Annotated in this window: 15 protein-coding genes, 2 pseudogenes and 1 riboswitch; of the genes and pseudogenes, 15 read left to right on the top strand and 2 right to left on the bottom strand. The window is 66.8% G+C overall.

Annotated elements, in window-relative coordinates:
• Positions 1 to 107: 107 nt before the first annotated feature.
• The 3 genes from AC1PLS_RS15690 (at position 108) to AC1PLS_RS15680 (ending at position 4,520) form a co-directional block, all read left to right on the top strand.
• A complete protein-coding gene (locus AC1PLS_RS15690; RefSeq protein ID WP_102580633.1) occupies positions 108 to 1,709 on the top strand; it encodes a SulP family inorganic anion transporter in 1,602 nt (533 codons plus the stop codon).
• Positions 1,706 to 2,875, top strand: a complete 1,170-nt coding sequence (locus tag AC1PLS_RS15685) for a lysozyme inhibitor LprI family protein (RefSeq protein ID WP_481103842.1) — start codon at positions 1,706 to 1,708, stop codon at positions 2,873 to 2,875. Before AC1PLS_RS15690 ends, AC1PLS_RS15685 begins: the two co-directional genes overlap by 4 nt.
• A gap of 829 nt (positions 2,876 to 3,704) precedes the next feature.
• The gene (locus tag AC1PLS_RS15680) at positions 3,705 to 4,520 is read left to right on the top strand and encodes a DUF3014 domain-containing protein (protein WP_349777989.1); all 816 of its coding nucleotides are present in this window, start codon (positions 3,705 to 3,707) and stop codon (positions 4,518 to 4,520) included.
• Positions 4,521 to 4,653: 133 nt separating this feature from the next.
• Here AC1PLS_RS15680 and AC1PLS_RS15675 read toward each other — a convergent pair whose 3' ends face one another.
• Both AC1PLS_RS15675 and AC1PLS_RS15670 read right to left on the bottom strand, forming a co-directional pair.
• Entirely contained in the window at positions 4,654 to 5,361 is a 708-nt protein-coding gene (locus AC1PLS_RS15675; RefSeq protein WP_481103841.1) for a glutathione S-transferase, read from the bottom strand.
• 45 nt (positions 5,362 to 5,406) lie between these two features.
• Entirely contained in the window at positions 5,407 to 5,715 is a 309-nt protein-coding gene (locus AC1PLS_RS15670; RefSeq protein WP_104553566.1) for a GIY-YIG nuclease family protein, read from the bottom strand.
• Between the two features lie 393 nt (positions 5,716 to 6,108).
• Between AC1PLS_RS15670 and AC1PLS_RS15665 the strand changes: the two genes are divergently transcribed.
• The 12 genes and pseudogenes from AC1PLS_RS15665 to AC1PLS_RS15610 all read left to right on the top strand — a co-directional run.
• Positions 6,109 to 8,247: a TonB-dependent receptor gene (locus tag AC1PLS_RS15665; RefSeq protein ID WP_481104503.1), complete on the top strand. Its 2,139-nt coding sequence runs from the start codon at positions 6,109 to 6,111 to the stop codon at positions 8,245 to 8,247.
• 64 nt (positions 8,248 to 8,311) lie between these two features.
• Positions 8,312 to 9,640, top strand: a complete 1,329-nt coding sequence (locus AC1PLS_RS15660; protein ID WP_184433759.1) for an LLM class flavin-dependent oxidoreductase — start codon at positions 8,312 to 8,314, stop codon at positions 9,638 to 9,640.
• 16 nt (positions 9,641 to 9,656) lie between these two features.
• Complete coding sequence (gene mgrA / locus AC1PLS_RS15655; protein WP_481103840.1) at positions 9,657 to 10,697, top strand: L-glyceraldehyde 3-phosphate reductase; 1,041 nt, start codon at positions 9,657 to 9,659, stop codon at positions 10,695 to 10,697.
• A gap of 11 nt (positions 10,698 to 10,708) precedes the next feature.
• The gene (locus AC1PLS_RS15650) at positions 10,709 to 11,692 is read left to right on the top strand and encodes an aliphatic sulfonate ABC transporter substrate-binding protein (protein WP_155758340.1); all 984 of its coding nucleotides are present in this window, start codon (positions 10,709 to 10,711) and stop codon (positions 11,690 to 11,692) included.
• 109 nt (positions 11,693 to 11,801) lie between these two features.
• A complete protein-coding gene (gene ssuC, locus AC1PLS_RS15645) occupies positions 11,802 to 12,596 on the top strand; it encodes an aliphatic sulfonate ABC transporter permease SsuC (protein WP_054592220.1) in 795 nt (264 codons plus the stop codon).
• Positions 12,593 to 13,396, top strand: a complete 804-nt coding sequence (locus AC1PLS_RS15640) for an ATP-binding cassette domain-containing protein (RefSeq protein WP_481103839.1) — start codon at positions 12,593 to 12,595, stop codon at positions 13,394 to 13,396. Before ssuC ends, AC1PLS_RS15640 begins: the two co-directional genes overlap by 4 nt.
• Before the next feature lie 198 nt (positions 13,397 to 13,594).
• Positions 13,595 to 16,180 (top strand): ATP-dependent chaperone ClpB, encoded by a 2,586-nt coding sequence (gene clpB / locus AC1PLS_RS15635; protein WP_024940653.1) that lies wholly within the window; start codon positions 13,595 to 13,597, stop codon positions 16,178 to 16,180.
• A gap of 210 nt (positions 16,181 to 16,390) precedes the next feature.
• Complete coding sequence (locus AC1PLS_RS15630; RefSeq protein ID WP_024940655.1) at positions 16,391 to 17,677, top strand: O-acetylhomoserine aminocarboxypropyltransferase/cysteine synthase family protein; 1,287 nt, start codon at positions 16,391 to 16,393, stop codon at positions 17,675 to 17,677.
• A 747-nt stretch (positions 17,678 to 18,424) separates the two neighbouring features.
• Positions 18,425 to 18,647: riboswitch (cobalamin riboswitch) on the top strand.
• Positions 18,648 to 18,763: 116 nt separating this feature from the next.
• The gene (btuB, locus tag AC1PLS_RS15625; protein WP_481103838.1) at positions 18,764 to 20,641 is read left to right on the top strand and encodes a TonB-dependent vitamin B12 receptor; all 1,878 of its coding nucleotides are present in this window, start codon (positions 18,764 to 18,766) and stop codon (positions 20,639 to 20,641) included.
• 44 nt (positions 20,642 to 20,685) lie between these two features.
• Positions 20,686 to 20,836, top strand: a pseudogene (locus AC1PLS_RS15620) (bifunctional adenosylcobinamide kinase/adenosylcobinamide-phosphate guanylyltransferase); the annotation flags it as partial.
• Complete coding sequence (gene cobT, locus AC1PLS_RS15615) at positions 20,833 to 21,879, top strand: nicotinate-nucleotide--dimethylbenzimidazole phosphoribosyltransferase (protein WP_481103837.1); 1,047 nt, start codon at positions 20,833 to 20,835, stop codon at positions 21,877 to 21,879. The pseudogene AC1PLS_RS15620 and the gene cobT, both read left to right, overlap by 4 nt.
• A pseudogene (locus tag AC1PLS_RS15610) lies at positions 21,876 to 22,077 on the top strand (histidine phosphatase family protein); the annotation flags it as partial. The gene cobT and the pseudogene AC1PLS_RS15610, both read left to right, overlap by 4 nt.
• Positions 22,078 to 22,119: the final 42 nt, after the last annotated feature.

Raw genomic sequence — 22,119 nt, 5'->3', positions numbered from 1 at the left:
TGGAACAGATCGGCGCAATCGCGGCGACACGCTCTGATCCACCGCGCCGCTGTCGCACGTGCGGAGCAGCGGCTACCATCGGCCGATCCCCATGCTTCCTGGCTCCCATGTCGGCCCCTTCCTCGCGTACTGCGGCATCGCCGCGCTGGTTCGTCGCCGGCGACCTCAATGGCTTCTTCGGCCTGGTCGTCGACAATCTCTCCATCCTCGGCTTCATCGCGATGGCGTTGGTCGGGATGTTCCAGTTCCCGGCCGAGGTGGTGTTCGGGCGCATGTTTCCCGGCACCGCGTTCGGCGTGCTGGTGGGCAACCTGCTTTACACCTTGATGGCGCGGCGGCTGGCTGCACGCACCGGGCGCGACGACGTCACCGCGATGCCGCTGGGCCTGGATGCGCCGACCAGCATCGGCATGGCGCTGTTGGTGCTGGGCCCGGCATTCGTCGGCTTCAAGGCACAGGGACTGGACCCGCAGGCAGCTGCCATCGCCACCTGGAAACTCGGCATGGCCGCGCTGGTGGTGATGGGCCTGCTCAAGCTGGTGCTGTCGTTCGTCGGCGAGGCGGTCACGCGGGCGTTGCCGCGCGCGGCCTTGCTGGGTTCCATCGCCGGCATCGCGCTGGTGTTGATGGGCTTGTTGCCGCTGCTGGAAACCCTGCGTTCGCCGGTGGCTGGCTTCGTCACCCTGGGTCTGTTGCTGTACGTGCTGCTCGCCAAGGGCCGGTTGCCGACCAAGTTGCCCGGCGTGCTGGTGGCGTTCGTGATTGGCACGGCGTTGTACTACGGGCTGGGTTTGGCCGGATTGGGCGCACCGGGCTTCGCGGTGCCGGAATGGACGCCGCCGCAGATCGTGTTGCCGTTGCCGAACCTGGGCTTCATCGACGGCCTGCCCGCCACGCTGGCGTACCTGCCGCTGCTGCTGCCGTTCGGCCTGTTGATGGTGGTAGGCGGCATCAATGTCAGCGAGAGCGCACGCGCCGCGGGCGATGACTACCGCACCCGTGACATCCTGCTGGTGGAAGCCCTGGCGACGCTGGTCGCAGGCGTCTGCGGCGGGGTGGCGCAGACCACGCCTTACATCGGCCAGCCGGCCTACAAGCACATGGGGGCGCGCTCCGGTTACACGCTGCTGACCGGACTGTTCGTCGGGATCGGCGGCATGCTGGGTGTGATCTCCGGCTTGGTGCAATGGCTGCCACTGGCGGTGCTGGCGCCGATCATCGTGTACGTGTCGATCGACATCACCACGCAGGCGTTCCAGGCCACGCCCAGGCAGCATGCCGGTGCGATGGTGCTGGGCTTTCTGCCATCGGTGGCCTACCTGCTGACCATCAAGGCACCGGGCTGGATTGCGCCCGATCAACTGGTCGCACTCACCACCAAACTCGATGGGCATGGCCTGCCGGAGCTGGCGGTGATCTTCGCGTTGGGCAATGGCTTCATCATCACCGCGATGTTGTGGATCGCCGCCGTGGCGGCGATGATCGATGGCCGGCTGCGCCGTGGCGCGGTGTTCCTGCTGGTGGCCGCGGGGCTGACGCTGTTCGGCCTGATCCATTCGGTGGACCCGCGCGGCGGCATCTATCTGCCATGGTCGCTGCACGGCCTGGCGCGCGTGATCAGTTGGCAGTTCGTGGGTGCCTATGTCGCGCTGGCGGTGACTCTGCTGCTGCTCTCGCTGCTGCCCGCACGCAAGGAGGCAGTGCAATGACATCCTGCTCCAGCATGTTGCGGGTGATCATCGGTGGCGCACTATTGCTTGGCGCCGGCGGTGCCTGGGCGGCGTCGTTCGATTGCAAGCAGGCAGCCACGGCGGTCGAAAAACGGCTGTGCGCGGTGCCGGCGCTGGGCAATCTGGACGATCAGCTGGACGAGTCCTATCGGGCGCTGCTGGACACTACGCCGCGTAGCGCGGTTGCAGGCGTGCGTGATCAGCAACGCGCCTGGCTGCGGCAGCGCAATGCCTGCGCGCAGGACGCCAAACTGGACGACTGCCTGCAACGCACAGTGACGGCCAGGGCCGATGTGCTGGCCAAGGCGCTGACTGTGCAGCAACAGGCGCTGGATCGCATCATCGCCTTGATTCCCACTGCGCCTGCCGACGCCGCGCGCCAGTTGCAGGGCTACGACACGCCGCTGGCTTCGGCGTGGCTGGCGTATCTGCATCAGTTTGTCCCCGCCGCGGGCGTGGATGCGAAGCTGGCCAGCGCGCGGTTTGAAAGTGCGCGCAAGGCGCTGCGCAAGGTCGACGACTTCGCCGCATCCTTGCTCGACGATGTGGATGGCATGCCCGCCATGCAGGCGCAGGAACGCGTACTGACATTGCTGCGGATGTGGATCGAACGCGACAACAGCGATCATCGTCCTTACGTGCATTGCTTCATCTTTGCTGCAGTGGGCGAGCCGGCGTATGAGGCGTTCGGGTCGCTGTATGGCTCGACACGCGACGGGTTCGCGCCGATCTGCGAGCCGCCGGGCGGTCTGTTTGCATTGGCCAGCTGGAAGCAGCTGGATGCCGGCTTCGACGGGTTGATCGAGGCCCTGAGCAAGGACGCCGGCACCATTCGCTACGCCAGTTACGCCGAGTGGAAAATCATCGCGTTACGCGCGTCGGTATCGCCATTGCTGTACCTGACCCCGGCATTGCGCAAGCGCTACGGCGACGATCCGGACAAGGCGATTGCCGCCTGGACCGGGGAAGACAGCGACTGGCCGGCGGCACAGCGCAAGGCCGTGCGCGCGTTACTGCCGAAGGTGCGCGCCGACACGGCCGCATGGCTGGTGCGCGAGAAGCGCCTGCCTGCGAAGCAGGCCGAGCAGGCGGCCGCCGCCATCGTGGCGGCCTGGGTGAACGCGCGGCTGGATTTCGCAAGCTGAGAGCGGCGGAGACAGCCACTCGCGGCCATCGGGCGGGCGGCGTTGTTGCTTGATGCGGCGATGCTGATCGTTCTGGTTCGAGCGTTGACGATGTGGGTGAGCGAGAGTCAAAGCCAGAGCTAGAGCCAGAGCATGTGATCTGCGGATGGCTGCGGGGCCCTTGCCCGCCCACCATCGCAGGACACGCCGCAAGTACGTCCATGTAGGCTCTTACGCGGCATCCATGCCGCGTAAGGTCCCGCGACGGTGGGCCGGCAAGGACCTGTCGAGATGGTCGGTGGTTTGGTTGCAAGCAAAGCATGGTGTGCGTTGTTCGGATCACCGTGTGTTCGATCAGCTTTCCAGCGCAAACCGAGTAACGGCAGCGGCTCAACAAAGCAACCTGCAAACTTTTCAGCGTCCCGACGCAAGACTTGCAATCGCAACAGGCAGCTTTTCATTCGACCACCAACCAACCTCCTGGCGCGGTGTCCTTGCCGGTTGCGGGACCCTTGGCGGCATGGATGCAGCCAAGGAGCCTCCACGGACGGATTCACGGCGTGTCCCGCAAGCGGTGAGGGCATCGCGCCCCTCGATCACTGAGTTGTGGCTGCATCGGACTTCGCTACGCGCGTGATCGGTTCGCAATGAGGAGGGTAGTCACAGGTATGTCGTTGCCAGTTCTAGCGCTGCAGCCAGCGTTTCCTGCCAGAGACAGGCATCCTCGCGTGCCAATCGCTCTTTTGCGATGCACATGGCCTGCTTGATCGCGTCATCGCCGCACATCGATGGAACCACCGCGATATCTCGTTGTCACACCCTGGATGTTGTCGATGTAAGGAGTTCCACGATGCAATCCAAGTCTTCGCGTTGGCCGTGGCTGCTGGCGGTGCCAGTGGTGGCTGGCGCTGCCTGGTGGCTATTCAGCGGGTCACCCACGGCGCCGGGCGCGTTGCCTGCGCCGATCAGCCAGACCGCCAGCGCCGTGGCAGCGGCGGTGGCCCCAGCGCCGCCGGCACCGGCAGGGCCGCGGCATCCGGTGCAGCAGCCCTCGGCCGATGCCGCCGACGCTGCGATTCCTGCGCTGGCACAGAGCGATGCCGCTGCGTGGCAGGCCTTGCTGGAACTGGTGCAGGACGATGGCGCCTTGTCGATCGTGCTGCGCAAGCACCTGATCGAACGCGTGGTGGTGATGATCGACAATCTCACCCAGCCCAGCATCAGCCGTCGCGCCTCGGTGCTGCAGCCGGTGGCGGGTGAATTGGCAGTGTCCGATGCCAGCGGCAGTGTGGTGATCGATCAGGCCAATGCGGCGCGGTATGCGCCTTATGTGGCGGCGTTCACCCAGGTGGATGCGCAGGCGCTGGTGCGCAGTTATGTGCGTTTCTATCCGCTGTTCCAGCAGGCCTATGCCGATCTTGGTGCGCCAGACCGCTACTTCAACGACCGCGTGATCGACGTGATCGATCATCTGCTGCGCACGCCCGACCCGGTACAGCCGATCAAGGTGCAGCGCGACGAGCGTGGCCGTTATCGTTTTGTCGATCCCGCGTTGGAGTCGCTGTCGGTCGGTCAAAAGGCGCTGCTGCGGTTGGGGCCAGCGCAAGCGGCTGCAGTGAAGGCGCAGTTGCAGCGGATCCGGACGGCGTTGCTGCAGGGACGTTGACGCAGCGTGTGATGACGTGAGGAGAAGGCCGCCCGAATGCGGCCTTGCATGCATGGATGCAGCGTCGTGCGCCAGCCCAGCAGGGAAACAACGCAACTTCGGCGGCATGCGGTGCATCACGCGCCGCCATCGTTTACGCCGCATCCAGCTCCGGATAGTGGCGGAAGATGCCGTTGGTATTGAACGCCACGCGTCGTTCGGAGGCGAGATAGCCGGCGATGCGTGGGCGGGCGGCCACGCGCTGTTGCAGCGCTTTCAGGCCTGGCAGCTCGGCTGACAGTGTCTTCATGCGCTTGGGGAACATGTATTCCAGCCCGCTGATCAGCTGAAACAACGACAGATCCACATAGGAATGCGTGCCAAGCACATGCGTGCCGCCGGCCTGTTGCAGCACCTGCTCGAAGTAGCCCAGGAACTTGGGCAGGCGGTTGTCGCGCAGATTCTTGGCGCGCTTGGCTGCCTCGGCTTTCTGGTCTTCGTAATACAGGCCGGTGGCGATCGGATGATGGCTGTCGTGCACCTCGGCCACCAGGTCGGCGATGGTCAGCTGCAACTGCAATGCCTGGATGCGCTGTGCGTCCGAGTCCGGCACCAGCTGCAGTTGCGGTCCGATGACATGCAGGATGGCCGCCACCTGCGCAACCACCGTATCGCCGGCCTTGAGGAAGGGCGGTGCGAACGGCTGCGCGCCGGCCTGGTGGCCTTCTAGAAAGGCATTCATCACCTCATCGCCTTCGACACGCGCCACGTCGGTGTAGTCGGCGCCGGCGTCTTCCAGTGCGAGCCGGACGAATTCGCCGCGGCCTTGCAGGCCGGTCCAGTAATAGAGCTGATAGTGCATGCGCTGCTCCGCGATTGATGATGCTGCAGCGTAGAAACCGCGCGGCTAGGCGGGCGTGAGCGAAGCGTCAGCGGGCTGTGACCCGGTGCCGTCGTGCGGCTGCGCCAGCAGCCAGGCCAGCTTGCGCGCGCGCGGTTGCTGCTTGAGCTGCCACTCTGCGCGCGAGGCGGCGGCGCGGTCCGCATACGGATGGCTGGCAAGCAGCTCCAGCGGCGGGTTTGCGCGGGTATAGCGCGCGCCGGTGCCGCGCTGATGCGCCTGGAAGCGCCGCTCCAGATCGTTGGTGATGCCGGCGTAATAGCTGCCGTTGCGACATAGCAGCAGATAGAGGTGCCAGGGCTTGGGTGCATCCATGGGCCCATTATCGCCATTGGCCTGGGTGTTGTGTGCAGCGATGGTCTTGGCGAGCGCTGGGCACGGGTGGTCGACACGCGGCGGCGCGTGAGTGAATAACCACCTAAACATTGGTTATTTGACGCTCGCGGTCGCTGCAAACAGCATGCGCTACTGCATTGCAGCGCCGTGTCGGCCTGTGCTGCGGCCGGGTCGCCGTGCATGCATGGCGCCTGCCAATTCGCAAAAAATCTCCCCACGCTGCTGCACGACAGCCGACGCCACGAAAGGACGTACATGCCTGCGCGACACCGGACCCCTGCAAGGATCCTCGCTGCTTCGAGATGGTTGGCCAGGCCGCAGGTGCTGGCGTGGAGTCTGGTGTGGGCATGTGCGCCGGTGCTGGCCGATGAAATGGGCGAGGCTGCTGCGACGCCGGAGCACGCCGCGCAAACCCTGGGCGCGGTCACCGTGACCGCCACGCGCCGCGAAACCACCTTGCAGCAGGTGCCGGTGGCGGTATCGGTGGTGCAGGGCGAGACGCTGGAGCGCGAAAACCGCAACAGCGTGGCCGACCTGCCGGCGCTGGTGCCCAGCCTGAGCTTTCGCAATGGTGCCTCCAACAAGGACACTTCGTTGTTCCTGCGTGGCGTGGGCACCATCTCCACCTCGCCAGGCGTCGAGCCCAGCGTGGCGACGGTGATCGACGGCGTGGTGCTGGGGCGTCCGGGCCAGGCCACGCTGGACCTGCTCGATGTCGAACGCATCGAAGTCCTGCGCGGACCGCAGGGCACCTTGTTCGGCAAGAATGCCTCCGCCGGCGTGCTCAATATCGTCAGCAAGCCGGCGCCGGAGCTGTTCGGCGGCTATGTGGATTACTCGCACTTCGGTGGCGGCGACGAAGACCGCGTGCGTGCCAGCGTCGGCGGCACGCTGGTTCCGGAGCTGCTCAAGGCCAGCGTGTCGGCATTGTGGGCCGAGTACGGCGGCAACGTGCGCAATGTGGCCGACGGCCAGACCGTCAACGGCTACCGGCGCGCCGGCGCGCGCTTGCGGCTGGACCTGAGCCCGAACCCTGGCTTGAACGCGACGCTGCTGGCCGACTACCTGCAATCGCACAGCGACGCGCCCAGCGGCGTGGTGGTGGACAGCACGCGTGCCGACTTCGCCGCGGCGCTGGCACCGGTCGTCGCCAGGGACGACAACCGGCAGATCAACAGCGATTACCGCACGTATCTGGACGACATCAACAAGGGCGCCTCGCTGCAGCTGGACCAGCAGCTCGGCGATGCGCTGCTGACCTCGATCAGCGCGTGGCGGCAATGGGACAACACCCAGTTCCAGGATGGCGATCGCACCGCGCAACGCAGCGCGGCGTTTCCGTCTTCGCATGACCGTGGTGACCTGGGCTACACGCAGTATTCGCAGGAAGTGCGCATCCAGACCCCGCGCGATCGTGCGGTGGAGGCGGTCGCCGGGCTGTATTACCTGCATGCGCGCAACGACGAAACCTACCGCCGCACGGTGACGACGCCCACCGCCAGCAACGTGGGCGTGGCCGATTACGCCACCCGCGCGGAAACCTATGCCGCCTTCGGCGAAGCCACCTGGCATTGGCGCACGGATCTGCGTGCGCTGCTGGGCGCGCGCTTCACCCGCGACACGCTCGACTACCGGCATCAGCGCGTGTCCAGCTCGGCAACCGCAGTCACCGGCATCCAGCCGTCCACCGCAAGCAGCGGCAGCACCGCAGAAAACGGCGTGTCCGGCCGCACCGGCCTGCAATACGATTTCGATGCGCGGACCACCGGTTACATCACCTATTCGCGCGGCTACAAGGGCCCGGCCTACAACGTATTCTTCAACATGCAGCCGCGCGATACGCCGGCGCTGAAACCGGAGACCTCCAATGCCTGGGAACTGGGCCTGAAGGCGCGCGCCCTGGACGATCGCCTCAGTGCGAACGTGGCGCTGTTCCATACCGAATACGCCAACTACCAAGCCAACTTCTTCGACACCGTGGCCGGGCAGGTGGTGACGCGCCTGATCAACGCCGGGCAGGTGCGTACGCAGGGCCTGGAACTGGATCTGGACTACCGGCCCACCGAGCGGCTCAGCCTGGCCGCCTCGCTGGCCTACACGCAGGCGCGCATCCAGCGGTTTGCCTGCCCCACCGCAGCGGCGGCCAACTGCAATGTCGATGGCCGGCCGTTGCCGTTTTCGCCGGACTGGAAGGGCAATCTGCGCGCCGGTTACCGGGTGCCGCTGCGCGGCAGCCTGGCACTGGAATTCAACGGAGACGTGAGCTGGCAGGATAGCGTGCAGTACGACCTCAGCCAGACCCCGCAGACCATCCAGGGCCCGTATGCGATCTGGAATGCCAGCATCGCACTGGCCGACGATGTGCATGGCTGGCGGGTGGCGGTGCTCGGCCGCAATCTCGGCGACCGCTCATACGCCCCGTTGCTGGCCAATGCCACCGGCAACGTGTTCCGGCTGGTGCCGCGCGACGACCAGCGCTATGTCGGGCTGCAACTGCACAAGGATTTTTGACGATGTCCGTGATGTTTGTTGATGCTGATTCGAGCAATGCAGGCGCACCGCACGGTGGGCTGCGATGAGCGCTGCACGACAGCTCTCGCTCGGTGCGTTCCTGATGGCCACCGGCCATCACGTGGCCGCATGGCGGCACCCGCAGGCCAGTGCCGACCCGCTGGTGTTCGACCATTATCGCGAGATGGTGCGCATCGCCGAAGCCGCCAAGTTCGATGCGGTGTTCGTCGCCGACAGCCTGGCTGCGGCCGGTGGGCCGGTGGCGTCGCGGATGGCGCGCTCCAGCCTGTTCGAACCGCTCACGCTGCTGAGCGCGTTGGCGGTGGTGAGCGAGCGCATCGGCCTGATCGCCACCATGACCACCAGCTACAACGAGCCGTATCACGTGGCGCGCAAGTTCGCCTCGCTGGATCATCTGTCCGGTGGGCGTGCCGGCTGGAATCTGGTCACCTCCGATGCCGCCGACGAAGCATTGAACTTCAACCGCGACGCGCATTACGTGCATGCCGAGCGTTATGCGCGGGCGCGCGAATTCCAGCAGGTGGTCGCGGGGCTGTGGGACAGCTGGGACGACGATGCCTTCATCGCCGACACCGCTGCAGGCGTGCACTACGATCCGGCGCGGCTGCATGTGCTGGATCATCGCGGCGCGCACTTCCAGGTCCGCGGCCCGCTCAACATCGCACGCGCGCCGCAGGGGCATCCGGTGCTGGTGCAGGCCGGCTCGTCCGAGCCCGGGCGCGCGCTGGCTGCGGAAACCGCCGAGGTGGTGTTCACCGCGCAATCGTCGCTGGCCAAGGCGCAGGCGTTCTATGCCGACATCAAGGGGCGGCTGGAACAGTTCGGGCGCGCGCGCGATGCGTTGAAGGTGATGCCGGGTGTGTTCATCGTGGTCGGGCAGAGCCAGGCCGAGGCGCAGGACAAGTTCGCGCAGTTCCAGGAGCTGGTGGAGCCGGAGGTCGGCATCGCGCTGCTGTCGCGCATGCTGGGCAACTTCGATCTGTCCGGCTATCCCCCCGATGGCCCGTTGCCGGAGCTGCCGCTCACCGAAACCGGCCAGCGCAGCCGCCAGCAGTTGTTCACCGAGCTGGCCGGACAGGAGCAGCTGAGCATTGCCCAGCTCGGTCGGCGCATCGCAGGCGGACGCGGGCACTACAGCCTGATCGGCACGCCGGCACAGATTGCCGACGAGCTGCAGGCCTGGTTCGAAGGCGGGGCCGCGGACGGTTTCAACGTGCTGGTGCCGCATCTGCCCGGCGGCCTGGCCGATGTGGCCACGCACGTGGTGCCCGAGTTGCAGCGGCGTGGACTGTTCCGGCGTGAATATGCAGGGCGCACCCTGCGCGATCATCTGGGGCTGGCACGCCCCGTCAATCGCTTCAGCGCACGCTGACTCACCGGATACCCTGATGACCTATCTCGCACATCCCGATCGTTACGACCGTATCGCCTACCGCCGTGTCGGCCGCAGCGGCCTTGTCCTGCCTGCGCTGTCGCTGGGCCTGTGGCACAACTTCGGCGACAGCACGCCGATCGACACGCAGCGCGCATTGCTGCGGACCGCCTTCGACCTGGGCATCACCCATTTCGATCTGGCCAACAACTACGGCCCGCCGTATGGCAGCGCGGAAATCAACTTCGGCCGCCTGCTGCGTGAAGACTTCAAGCCGTATCGCGATGAATTGATCATTTCCACCAAGGCCGGCTGGGACATGTGGCCGGGCCCGTACGGGCAGGGCGGCAGTTCGCGCAAATACCTGTTGTCCAGCCTGGACCAGAGCCTGCAGCGGCTGGGCGTGGACTATGTGGACATCTTCTACTCGCACCGCTTCGATGCGGACACGCCGCTGGAAGAGACCGCCGGCGCATTGGCCAGTGCGGTGCAGCAGGGCAAGGCGCTGTACGTGGGGGTGTCGTCGTATTCGGCGGCGCGCACGCGGGAGATCGCCGGGTTGCTGCGCGAGTGGAAGGTGCCGCTGCTGATCCACCAGCCGGCCTATAACCTGTTCAATCGCTGGGCCGAGCATGAGCTGTTCGATGCGACCGACGAGGTCGGCGCCGGGGTGATTGCATTCACGCCACTGGCGCAGGGCCTGTTGACCGGCAAGTACCTCAATGGCGTACCCAGCGATGCGCGCGTGAATCGTCCCGGTGGCGACTCGCTGCGGCCGGAACATCTGGCCGAGGCCAACCTGCAGCGCGCACGCGGGCTGGATGCGATCGCGCAGCGGCGTGGGCAGAGCCTGGCGCAGCTGGCCCTGGCCTGGGTATTGCGCGACCCGCGGGTGAGCTCGGCATTGCTGGGCGCCAGCCGCCCGGAGCAGTTGATCGAAAACGTCGCGGCCTTGCAGACGCCCGCGTTCAGTGCGGACGAGTTGGCCGAGATCGACCGCTTTGCGGTCGAGGGTGGCGTCAACCTCTGGGAAAAACCGTCCACCGATTGGCAATGAGGAACGCTCCGATGCGCTACCGCTTTTTGATTGCTGCGTTGCTGTTGTCCGGCATCGCGTGGCTGCAACCCGCAGCGGCGGCCGAGCCGGCGCAGTTGCGTATCGGCTATCAGAAAGCGGTGTCCAGCCTGGTGCTGGCCAAGCAGCATCGGTTGCTGGAGCAGCGCTTCCCGCGCACCAGAATCAGCTGGGTCGAGTTTCCGGCCGGCCCGCAGCTGCTGGAAGCCTTGAACGTGGGCAGCATCGACCTGGGCGGTGCGGGTGATATTCCGCCGCTGTTTGCGCAGGCCGCCGGTGCCGATCTGCTGTACGTGGGCTGGGTGCCGCCCACGCCCAAGGCTGAGACCATTCTGGTGCCGGCCAAGAGCACGCTGCGGCGCGTGGCCGACCTCAAGGGCAAGCGGGTGGCCTTCCAGAAGGGTTCCAGCGCGCACAACCTGCTGCTGCGGTTGTTGGCCAAGTCCGGCCTGAGCATGCGCGACATCACGCCGTTGTATCTGTCGCCGGCCAACGCACGTGCGGCATTCGCGGCCGGGCAGGTGGATGCCTGGGCGATCTGGGACCCGTGGTATTCGGCATTGACGCTGGATGGCAGCGCACGCCTGCTCGCCAATGGCGAAGGGTTGGGATTGACCGGCGGGTTCTTTCTGTCCTCGCGGCGTTACGCCACCGCGTGGGGCCCGTTTGTGCAGCAGGTGATGCTGCAGCTCAACCAGGCCGATGGCTTGCTGGAGCGCGACCGCGCCGGCAGCATCAAGGTGCTGGCGCAGGTCAGCGGGCTGTCGCCTGCGGTGGTCGAGCGCACGCTGACGCATCGCCCGCCGGCCAGCGTGCAACCGCTCAGCGCCGAGGTCATCAAGGCGCAGCAGGCCACCGCCGATCTGTTCTACGCGCAGCGCCTGCTGCCCAAGCGCGTGCTGGTGGCGCCGGCGGTGTGGCGGGCGCCCGCAGTTGCTGCGGTGCAAGCGGCAGGCAAGCAGGCGGCGGGCAAGTGATGCATGGAAGCAGGAATACACTCGCAAGTAGGAGCGCATGCTCAGCATCCGTGAGCGGGCAGGCGCACGCCGTTGTTTCGCTGCATCGCCCAACCAACAAGGCCGTGCGATGAGTCGCCGCTCGCAGCGTCTAGGCAACGTGCTGGTGCCCTGGTTAGTGCCGCTGGCCTTGCTGGTGGCCTGGCAGGTCGCGGCCTCCGGCGGCTGGTTGCCGCAGCGCATCCTGCCCGCACCGGATGCGGTATTGCGTGCCGCAGTGACGTTGGTACAAACCGGCGAGTTGTGGCAACACCTGGCCATCAGCAGCTGGCGTGCGGCGGTGGGCCTGGCCATCGGCGGTAGCATCGGGTTTGCGCTGGGCCTGCTCACCGGCGTGTCGCGTATGGCCGAACGCCTGCTCGACAGCACCTTGCAGATGCTGCGCAACGTGCCGCATCTGGCGCTGATTCCGCTGGTGATCCTGTGGTTCGGGATCGACGAGGGCGCCAAGCTGTTCCTGGTGGCGCTGGGCACCTTCTTCCCGATCTATCTCAATACCTATCACGGTATCCGCAGCGTGGACCCGGCCTTGATCGAGATGGCGCGCAATTACGGCCTGCGCGGCCCGCAGCTGTTTGTCGATGTGTTGTTGCCCGGCGCATTGCCGTCGATTCTGGTCGGCTTGCGCTTTGCGTTGGGCCTGATGTGGCTGACCCTGATCGTGGCCGAAACCATTTCCGCCAGTTCCGGCATCGGCTATCTGGCCACCAACGCACGCGAGTTTCTGCAGACCGACATCGTGGTGGTGGCCATCGTGCTGTACGCGCTGCTCGGCAAGCTGGCCGATCTGGCCGCACGCGGGCTGGAAGCCTGGTGGCTGGGCTGGCATCCGGCGCAGCAACAGCGTGCGGAGCTGCGCCGGTGAGCGCGGCCGACACCGGCCTGCCGCTGAGCCTGCGCGGCATCGGCAAGCGCTACGGCGACAGCGAGGTCTTGCGTGGCGTCGACCTTGAGATCGCGCCTGGCGCTTGCGTGGCGGTGGTCGGGCGCAGCGGCTGCGGCAAGAGCACCTTGCTGCGCGTGATCGCCGGGCTGGAAGCAGCCGATACCGGCACCGTCGACAGCGGTCATGCAGCGCTGGCAGCGCAGCGCGATGCAGTGCGGCTGATGTTCCAGGACGCGCGCTTGTTGCCGTGGAAGCGCGTGATCGACAACGTGGCGCTGGGCCTGGGGCGTGCCGGGCATGCGCAGGCACAGGCGGCGCTGGACGCGGTGGGGCTGGGCACACGCGGCGGCGACTGGCCGGCGGCGCTGTCCGGCGGTCAACGCCAGCGCGTGGCCCTGGCGCGCGCACTGGTACATCGGCCGCGGCTGCTGTTGCTGGACGAACCGCTGGGCGCACTGGATGCGTTGACGCGCATCGAGATGCAGCAGCTGATCGTGCAGTTGTGGCGGCAGTACGGCTTCACCCTGGTGCTGGTCACCCACGATGTGGCCGAGGCGAGCGCGCTGGCCGATCGCATCGTGCTGATCGAACACGGCCAGGTCGGCCTGGACCTGCCGGTGCCGGTGCCGCATCCGCGTGCCCTCGGCGCGTCGGCCCTGGCGGCAATCCAGGCGCAGGTGCTGTCGCGTCTGCTGGGGGCGTCGCACGTGCCGGCGCCAGCGGCTGCGGAGAATCCTGCTGCGGCGCCTGCGTCGCTGCCGCTGCGGCGGATCGTCTAACGACGTGTCCGTCGGCCTGGGGCGGTCCAGGCCAGTGGGCGAACCCACACCGCCCAGCCCAGGCGCCACCGTGTGTGAGCCGGTCCTGCTGCCCCGCATCGGCACCTGCGCAGCCGCCAAACCTTGAAACCCCGCACGGCAGCCGCATCTGCACGGTATCGTCGGCGTCGCCGGCCACCAGTTCAGAGGATTATCCCCATGCGGATGGACAAGCTCACCTCGCGGTTCCAGCAGGCGCTGGCCGACGCGCAGTCGCTGGCCGTGGGCCGCGACCACAACATCATCGAGCCGGTGCACGTGCTCGCCGCATTGCTCGACCAGAGTGGCGGCAGCACGCGCCCGCTGCTGTCACAGGCCGGCGTCAACGTGCCGCTGCTGCGCGAGCGGCTGGGCGAGGCGCTGGACACGCTGCCCAAGGTCTCCGGGCAGGAAGGCAACCTGTCGATCGGCAACGATCTCAACCGCCTGCTCAACCAGACCGACAAATTAGCCCAGCAACATGGCGATGCCTTCATCGCCAGCGAGTGGTTCGTGCTGGCCGCCGCCGACGATGCCAGCCCGCTGGGCGTGGCCTTGCGCGCGGCCGGCGGCGACAAGAAGAAGATCGAAGCCGCCATCGACAAGCTGCGCGGCGGCGAGACCGTGCAATCGGAAAACGCCGAGGAACAACGCCAGGCGCTGGAAAAATACACCATCGACCTGACCGCACGTGCCGAGAGCGGCAAGCTCGATCCGGTGATCGGCCGCGACGAAGAAATCCGCCGCACCATCCAGGTGTTGCAGCGGCGCACCAAGAACAACCCGGTGCTGATCGGCGAACCCGGCGTGGGCAAGACCGCGATTGTCGAAGGCCTGGCGCAACGCATCATCAACGGCGAAGTGCCCGAAGGCCTGCGCGGCAAGCGCGTGCTGTCGCTGGACATGGGCGCGCTGATCGCTGGCGCCAAGTTCCGCGGCGAGTTCGAAGAACGGCTAAAGGCGGTGCTCAGCGACCTGTCCAAGAACGAAGGCCAGATCATCCTGTTCATCGACGAGCTGCACACCATGGTCGGCGCCGGCAAGGCCGATGGCGCGATGGACGCCGGCAACATGCTCAAGCCGGCGCTGGCGCGCGGCGAGCTGCATTGCATCGGCGCCACCACGCTGGACGAATACCGCAAGTACATCGAAAAGGACGCGGCGCTGGAGCGGCGCTTCCAGAAGGTGTTCGTGGGCGAACCGACGGTGGAAGACACCATCGCGATCCTGCGTGGGCTGAAGGAGCGCTACGCGGTGCATCACGGCGTGGAAATCACCGACCCGGCGATCGTTGCCGCCGCCACCTTGTCCAACCGCTACATCACCGACCGCCAGCTGCCGGACAAGGCGATCGATCTGATGGACGAAGCGGCATCGCGCATCCGCATGGAGATCGACTCCAAGCCGGAGGAACTCGATCGCCTGGAGCGCCGCCTGATCCAGCTCAAGATCCAGCGCGAGATGCTGAAGAAGGAAAAGGACGACGCCTCGCGTCAGCGCCTGGCCGATCTGGAAACCGACATCGACAAGCTCGAACGCGAGTTCTACGACCTCAACGAGCTGTGGAAGTCGGAAAAGGCCGCGCTGCAGGGCACCACCAAGGTCAAGGAGCAGATCGAGCACGCCAAGCTGGAGCTGGAAGCCGCGCAACGGCGCCAGGACTACGCCAAGATGAGCGAGATCCAGTACGGCGTGCTGCCGCAGCTGGAAAAGCAGATGGCGCTGGCCAACGAGGTCGAACATCACGACTTCAAGCTGGTGCAGGACCGCGTGACCGCCGAGGAAATCGCCGAAGTGGTGTCGCGCTGGACCGGTATCCCGGTCAACAAGATGCTCGAGGGCGAACGCGACAAGCTGCTGCGCATGGAAGACGAGCTGCACCAGCGCGTGGTCGGCCAGAACGAGGCGATCAAGGTCGTCTCCGACGCGGTGCGGCGTTCGCGCGCCGGCCTGTCCGATCCCAATCGCCCGAGCGGCTCGTTCCTGTTCCTGGGCCCGACCGGCGTGGGCAAGACCGAGTTGTGCAAGGCGCTGGCGGACTTCCTGTTCGACAGCACCGAGGCGATGATCCGCATCGACATGAGCGAGTTCATGGAGAAGCACTCGGTCTCGCGGTTGATCGGCGCGCCTCCGGGCTATGTGGGCTATGAGGAGGGCGGCTATCTGACCGAGGCGGTGCGGCGGCGCCCGTATTCGCTGATCCTGCTGGACGAGGTGGAAAAGGCGCATGCCGATGTCTTCAACATCCTGCTGCAGGTGCTCGACGACGGCCGCCTGACCGATGGCCAGGGCCGCACGGTGGACTTCCGCAACACCGTCATCGTGATGACCTCCAACCTGGGCTCGCACCAGATCCAGGAGCTGTCCGGCGACGGCAGCGCCGAGGCCTATACGCAGATGAAGGCAGCGGTGATGGGCGTGGTGCAAGCGCATTTCCGCCCGGAGTTCATCAACCGGCTCGACGACATCGTGGTGTTCCATCCGCTGGACAAGGCGCAGATCAAGTCGATCGCGCGCATCCAGTTGCATGGCCTGGAAAAACGCCTGTCCGAGCGCGGCCTCAAGCTGGACCTGGACGATGCCGCGCTGGAACTGCTCGGCAATGTCGGTTTCGATCCGGTGTATGGCGCACGCCCGCTCAAGCGTGCGATCCAGTCGCAGGTGGAAAACCCGCTGGCCCAGCAGATCCTGTCCGGCCAGTACCTCGGCGGCGACACCGTGCGCGTGCGTGCCGAGGGTGGGCGGCTGGTGTTTGGCAAGGGCTGAGACGCGGCGCCGGTTGTGCGCCGCATCGCTGGCAGCGGTTGAAGCAAGCAACGGGCACTGCGCAGGCAGTGCCCGTTTGCATGAGGGGGATGGCGCATGCGGCATATCGTCCGCGCTCACAACGCGGCGGCATAAGGTCATCACCGCTGGTTTGCAGACACGCGTGCAGGGCCGGCTATGGTCGGCACTCCTGTCCGAGCGAGCCGCGCCATGACCGATCCGCAGTGGAAGCCCGAAACCATCGCCGTGCACGGCGGCTATCAGCCCGATCCCACCACGCGGGCGGTGGCGGTGCCGATCTACCAGACCGTCGCCTACGCCTTCGACGATACCCAGCATGGCGCGGACCTGTTCGACCTCAAGGTGCAGGGCAATATCTACAGCCGCATCATGAATCCGACCAACGCCGTGCTGGAGCAGCGCGTGGCTGCACTGGAAGGTGGCATCGGTGCGTTGGCGCTGGCCTCGGGGCAGGCCGCGGTGACCTATGCGATCCAGACCATCGCCGAGGCCGGCGACAACATCGTCTCCTCCAGTGCGTTGTACGGCGGCACCTACAATCTGTTCGCGCATACCTTGCCGCAGTTCGGCATCGGCACGCGCTTTGCCGATTATCGCGATCCGCAGGCGTTTGCCGGCTTGATCGATGAACGTACCAAGGCGGTATTCGTCGAGTCGATCGGCAATCCGCGCGGCAACATCACCGATATCGAGGCCGTGGCCGCGGTGGCGCATGCGCATGGCGTGCCGCTGATCGTGGACAACACCGTGGCCACGCCGTCGCTGCTGCGGCCGATCGACTTCGGCGCCGACATCGTGGTGCATTCGCTGACCAAGTATCTGGGCGGCCATGGCAACAGCATCGGCGGGGCGATCGTGGACAGCGGGCGCTTCCCGTGGGCGGCGCACAAACAGCGGTTTCCACGCCTCAACGAGCCGGACGTGAGCTATCACGGCGTGGTCTATACCGAAGCGCTGGGCGAGGCGGCGTACATCGGCCGTGCGCGCGTGGTGCCGCTGCGCAATACCGGCGCGGCGCTGTCGCCGTTCAACGCATTCCTGATCCTGCAGGGCATCGAAACGCTGCCGTTGCGGATGGAGCGCATCAATGCCAACACGCTGGCGATTGCGACGTATCTGCAGCAGCACCCGCGGGTCGCCTGGGTCAATTACGCCGCGCTGCCGGATCATCCGGAGCATGCGTTGGCGCAGAAGTATCTGGGCGGGCATGGCTCGGGCGTGCTGACCTTCGGCCTGCCCGGCGGGCGCGCGGCCGGCGCGCGTTTTCTGGATGCGCTGCAGTTGTTCACGCGGCTGGTGAACATCGGCGATGCGAAGTCGCTGGCAACGCATCCGGCATCGACCACGCACCGTCAGCTGGGCCCGGCCGAACTGGAACATGCCGGGGTCAGCGAAGACACGGTGCGGCTGTCGATCGGCATCGAGCACATCGACGATCTGCTGGCGGACCTGGAGCAGGCGCTGCAGGGGGCGTGAGGTTTGATAGCCGTGAACTGAGCAGGAGTGCGGGAAGAGACGAGCTTAGCCTCTCTCTCGTCGGGGCGAGGAGGCACAGCTGGCGCGCCATGGGCGCGCGTGCCTTGGAGCGCCCGCGCCGCAGGCCGGGGCGCAGAGCGGGAGTTGGGGTGAGCGTACGGCAAAGCAAACTGCCTGTCGGTACTGGCTTCGGTAAAAGCGTCAGCGCGGCCGGGAATCGGCTCTTCGGCTCGGTCAGACATCCTGTCTGACTCGCCGCCGCGGCACATCCCTGTGCCGCTCTCCGCCAATCCCCGGCCACGCTGCCGCCTCGGCACGTTGTTGCCGCGACTTCGAGTTGCCGCGACTTCGAAAAATGCTGAACGCGGTCATGACGAAGTTGCCCGAAGCCCCTCTTCCGTCGGGGCGAGGAGGCACAGATGGCGCGCCATGGGCGCGCGTGCCTTGGAGCGCCCGCGCCGCAAGCGCGTGCCGTGGCGCGGAGTGGGGCTTGGGGTGAGGGTACGGGGGCGAAGCCCACTCGCATGTGCGAGATGACGCTCGGTGGCAGGCATGCGGCCATGCCGGTAGTCCCGGCATGCTGCTTCCATCCATGGCATGAGGCTTCGCTCCGTACCCTCATCCGGCGCTGCGCGCCACCTTCTCCCGGTGGGAGAAGGAATCGGCCATTCGCCATCCAGACGCGTGGCGACGCGTTGCGCCTGGCCGCCTGCCGCAGACCTCGGAAGCGCCTCTGGCCAATCCTGCTACCATGCGCGCCCCTGAGGTGACTGCCGGTTAGCCGGTGGTTTAAACGGGAATCCGGTGCGCGGATCGCCTTGGCGAACTGCAATGCCGGAGCTGCCCCCGCAACGGTGGGCGAGGTCAGATGCCGCAACACGCCACTGTGCAGTCGCATGGGAAGGCGCGGCATCGGAAGCGCAGGCTTCCACTCGCGAGCCCGGAGACCGGCCTGAGGGATTGAACCGGCACGCGGTGGGCGTGGCCTTGATCGTCTGGCGCTGCCGCGTTGGACGCCTGGCCCGTTGCTGCCTGCCGTCCCCATTGCCCCCGCGCGGGTAGGCGCGGTTCCAGGAGCAGCAATCGATGTCCGTTTCTTCCGTTTTGCCGCGTCGTGCGGTGCTGGCCGCGGGGCTGTCGCTGTGCGTGGCCACCCTGGCCCATGCCGAGGCCGCCATCGATCTCGACCAGGTCGTGGTCACCGCCTCGCGTACTGCGCAGACCCAGGACCAGACGCTGGCGCCAGTCACCGTGATCGACCGCGCGCAGATCGAGCGTCGCCAGGTGAATTCGCTGCAGGACCTGCTGCGTGGCGAAGCCGGGGTGGCGCTGGCCAACAACGGCGGCCCGGGCAAGCCGACCTCGCTGTTCCTGCGCGGCACCGAGTCCGATCAGGTCGTGGTGCTGATCGATGGTGTGCGCATCGGCTCGGCCACCTCGGGCGGGGCGGCGTTGCAGGACCTGCCGATCGAGCAGATCGAGCGCATCGAAATCGTGCGTGGTCCGTTCTCCAGCCTGTACGGTTCCGAGGCGCTGGGCGGGGTGATCCAGATCTTTACCCGGCGCCCGCAAGGCCGCTTCGTGCCCACCTTCAGCGCGGCGGCCGGCAGCGACAATGCGCGCCGCTACAGCGCGGGCCTGGCCGGGCGCAGTGCAGGCGATCTGAGCGAAAGCGGTGGCTGGTATTCGGCCAACGCGGTGCATGACGAAACCGATGGCATCAACGCGTATCTGGACACCAGCTCCAGCGACTACGACCCGGATCGCGATGGCTACCGCAACGATTCGCTGAGCATGCAGGGCGGCTGGCGCTTCAATCGCCAGTGGGACGCCGACGTGCATGCCTTGCGCGCGCAAAGCCGCAACGAATACGACGGCTCGGCCTTCGGCGGCAACCTGTCAAAGGGCGTGCAGCAGGCGGTCGGTGGCCGTGTGCGTTACGCGCCTACCGATGCGGTCAAACTCACTGCCAGCGTCGGCAGCAGTTCCGACTTCAGCGATGCGTATTACGACGGTGCCTATCTTTCCACCTACGACACCCGCCGCAAGCAGGGCGCGTTGCAGGCCGATATCGCTGCCGGCGCGGGCCTGTTCACGGTCGGCTTCGACTGGCAGCGTGACGCCATCGCCAGCAGCGACAATTACGATGCCGACAGCCGCATCGACCGCGCCGCATTCGCGCAGTGGCAACAGAGCTTCGGTGCGCAGTCCTTGCAGGCCAGCCTGCGTCGCAACGACAACAGCCAGTTCGGCGGCAAGACCACCGGTAGCCTGCTGTGGGGCTGGGATGTTGCCGAGCATCTGCGCCTGACCGCCAGCTACGGCACCGCGTTCAAGGCACCGACCTTCAACGAGTTGTATTACCCCGATTTCGGCAATCCGTTGCTGGGGCCGGAAACCTCCAGGAGCGCCGAGCTCGGCCTGCGCGGCAGCTACGGCTGGGGCACCTGGACGCTGAGCGCGTTCCAGACCCGCATCGACGATCTGATCGCCTACGACGCATCGTTGGTGGATGCGGCGCATCCGTTCGGGCAGCCGAACAATATCGATCAGGCGCGCATCCGCGGCGTGGAAGCCGGCTACGACACCGAGCTGGCCGGCTGGACCGTACGCAGCGCCTTGACCTGGCTACAGCCGCAGGCCGATGGCGAGGTCAACAACGGCAACTGGTTGCCGCGGCGCGCGCGGCAGAGCGGGCGCATCGATGCGGACCGCAGCTTCGGTGCATTCGGCGTCGGCGCGAGCCTGTTCGGGTCCGGCAAGCGCTTCGACGATCTGGCCAACACCGAGCGCCTGGCCGGTTACGGGTTGCTGGATCTGCGCGTGAGCTATGCCGTGACTGCGGACTGGAAGGTCTCGCTCACCGCCAACAACGTGTTCGATCGCCAGTACGAAACCGCACGCTGGTACGCGCAGCCCGGGCGCAATTATCTGCTGACGTTGCGTTATCAGGCCGCGCAGTAAGCGCGGCTGTTGCGCCGGGCATGCGCACTGTGGGGTGAGCGCGCAACGAAGCGGGCCAGGGCGTCGTGCCGCTGGGCGAACTCACGCCTCGATTTGTCGACAGGCCGGCTGCACCAGGCATTGGCGCTACAGTGCGAGCGTGTGGTGCTGGTGATGGCAGGTTTGCCGATGGTTCTAACGGGAGAGGCGGTGTGACAAGCGATTGGATCCATGGTGCCTGTGCGGTGCCGGACGCGCGTGTGCGCGCGGCTGCGCTGGCGCGGCAGGAGCAACTGACCAAGCCGCACGGCGCGCTGGGCCGGCTGGAACAGCTGGCAGTGCAGCTGGCGGCCTGGCAGCGCAATGAGCACCCCACCGTGCAGCGGGTCTGGATCGCGGTGTATGCCGCCGACCATGGCGTCGCCGCCGAGGGCGTGTCTGCGTTTCCGCAGGCGGTCACCGGCGAGATGGTGCGCAATTTCGCCCGCGGTGGCGCCGCCATTGCGGTGCTGGCGCGCGAGCTCGGTGCGCGCCTGGAAGTGGTCAATCTGGGCGTGGTCAACGACCCGGGCGAGTTGCCGCGGGTGCGGCGTGCCTGGATCGCGCCGGCCAGTGCCAACATCTGCGAGCAGCCGGCGATGACTTCCACCCAGTTGCGCGACGCGTTGGCCGCGGGCGCCGAAAGCGTCGCCCAGGCAAAGAGTTGCGACACGCAGCTGTTTGTCGGTGGCGAAATGGGAATCGGCAACACCACCTCGGCCGCGGCGTTGGGCTGCGCGTTGCTGTCGCAGTTTCCGCAGGCGATGGCCGGCGCCGGCACCGGGCTGGATGCCGAGGGCATCGCCCACAAGGCCACCGTGATCACCCGTGCGCTGGCCCTGCATGCCGATGCTGCGACGCCGCTGGAGCGGTTGCGCCGGCTGGGCGGTTTCGAGATCGCCGCGCTGGTCGGTGCCTACATCGCCGCTGCGCAGGCCGGGATTCCGGTGCTGGTGGATGGCTTCATCAGCACTGCTGCAGCGCTGGTCGCCACCCATCTCAATGGCGGCGTGCGCGAATGGCTGTTGTTCGGACATCGCTCGCAGGAGCGCGGCCACGCCGCCTTGCTGCGCGCGCTGGATACCGAGCCGTTGCTGCAACTGGACCTGCGGCTGGGCGAGGCCAGCGGCGCAGCGGTGGCGATTCCGCTGCTGCGTCACGCCTGCGCCTTGCACAACGGCATGGCCACCTTTGCCGAAGCCGGCGTGTCCGACGCATGAGTGTGCAGATCAGCCTGCTGTGGCACGGCGACACCGGCCAGCGCAGCGACCGCGGCCAGCTCGACGACCCGCTCGCTTAACTGGCTGGCAGCAACTGCGCGCGGCCACCGCCGATGGCGCATGGGACGCGGTGGTGGCCTCGACGCTGTAACACCTGCGCATGGTTCGCCACCGGGTTGTATGCAGCCGGACGCGCCAGCGACACTGCGCAAGATCGGGACCGCAGGCCCAGCCGATCTG

It is taken from the genome of Xanthomonas sp. NCPPB 3218 (genome assembly GCF_056725185.1).
Note: the sequence above shows the minus strand (reverse complement) of the source record. Positions and strands in the feature narration are given on the sequence as shown.

Excerpts from the sequence above, each read along its gene's own strand:
- AC1PLS_RS15685 (WP_481103842.1), top strand. The coding sequence starts at position 1,706 with ATGACATCCTGCTCCAGCATGTTGCGGGTGATCATCGGTGGCGCACTA.
- AC1PLS_RS15660 (WP_184433759.1), top strand. The coding sequence starts at position 8,312 with ATGAGCGCTGCACGACAGCTCTCGCTCGGTGCGTTCCTGATGGCCACC.
- AC1PLS_RS15630 (WP_024940655.1), top strand. The coding sequence starts at position 16,391 with ATGACCGATCCGCAGTGGAAGCCCGAAACCATCGCCGTGCACGGCGGC.
- AC1PLS_RS15650 (WP_155758340.1), top strand. The coding sequence starts at position 10,709 with ATGCGCTACCGCTTTTTGATTGCTGCGTTGCTGTTGTCCGGCATCGCG.
- ssuC (WP_054592220.1), top strand. The coding sequence starts at position 11,802 with ATGAGTCGCCGCTCGCAGCGTCTAGGCAACGTGCTGGTGCCCTGGTTA.
- btuB (WP_481103838.1), top strand. The coding sequence starts at position 18,764 with ATGTCCGTTTCTTCCGTTTTGCCGCGTCGTGCGGTGCTGGCCGCGGGG.
- AC1PLS_RS15680 (WP_349777989.1), top strand. The coding sequence starts at position 3,705 with ATGCAATCCAAGTCTTCGCGTTGGCCGTGGCTGCTGGCGGTGCCAGTG.
- clpB (WP_024940653.1), top strand. The coding sequence starts at position 13,595 with ATGCGGATGGACAAGCTCACCTCGCGGTTCCAGCAGGCGCTGGCCGAC.
- AC1PLS_RS15690 (WP_102580633.1), top strand. The coding sequence starts at position 108 with ATGTCGGCCCCTTCCTCGCGTACTGCGGCATCGCCGCGCTGGTTCGTC.
- AC1PLS_RS15665 (WP_481104503.1), top strand. The coding sequence starts at position 6,109 with ATGGGCGAGGCTGCTGCGACGCCGGAGCACGCCGCGCAAACCCTGGGC.
- AC1PLS_RS15670 (WP_104553566.1), bottom strand. The coding sequence starts at position 5,715 with ATGGATGCACCCAAGCCCTGGCACCTCTATCTGCTGCTATGTCGCAAC.
- AC1PLS_RS15675 (WP_481103841.1), bottom strand. The coding sequence starts at position 5,361 with ATGCACTATCAGCTCTATTACTGGACCGGCCTGCAAGGCCGCGGCGAA.
- mgrA (WP_481103840.1), top strand. The coding sequence starts at position 9,657 with ATGACCTATCTCGCACATCCCGATCGTTACGACCGTATCGCCTACCGC.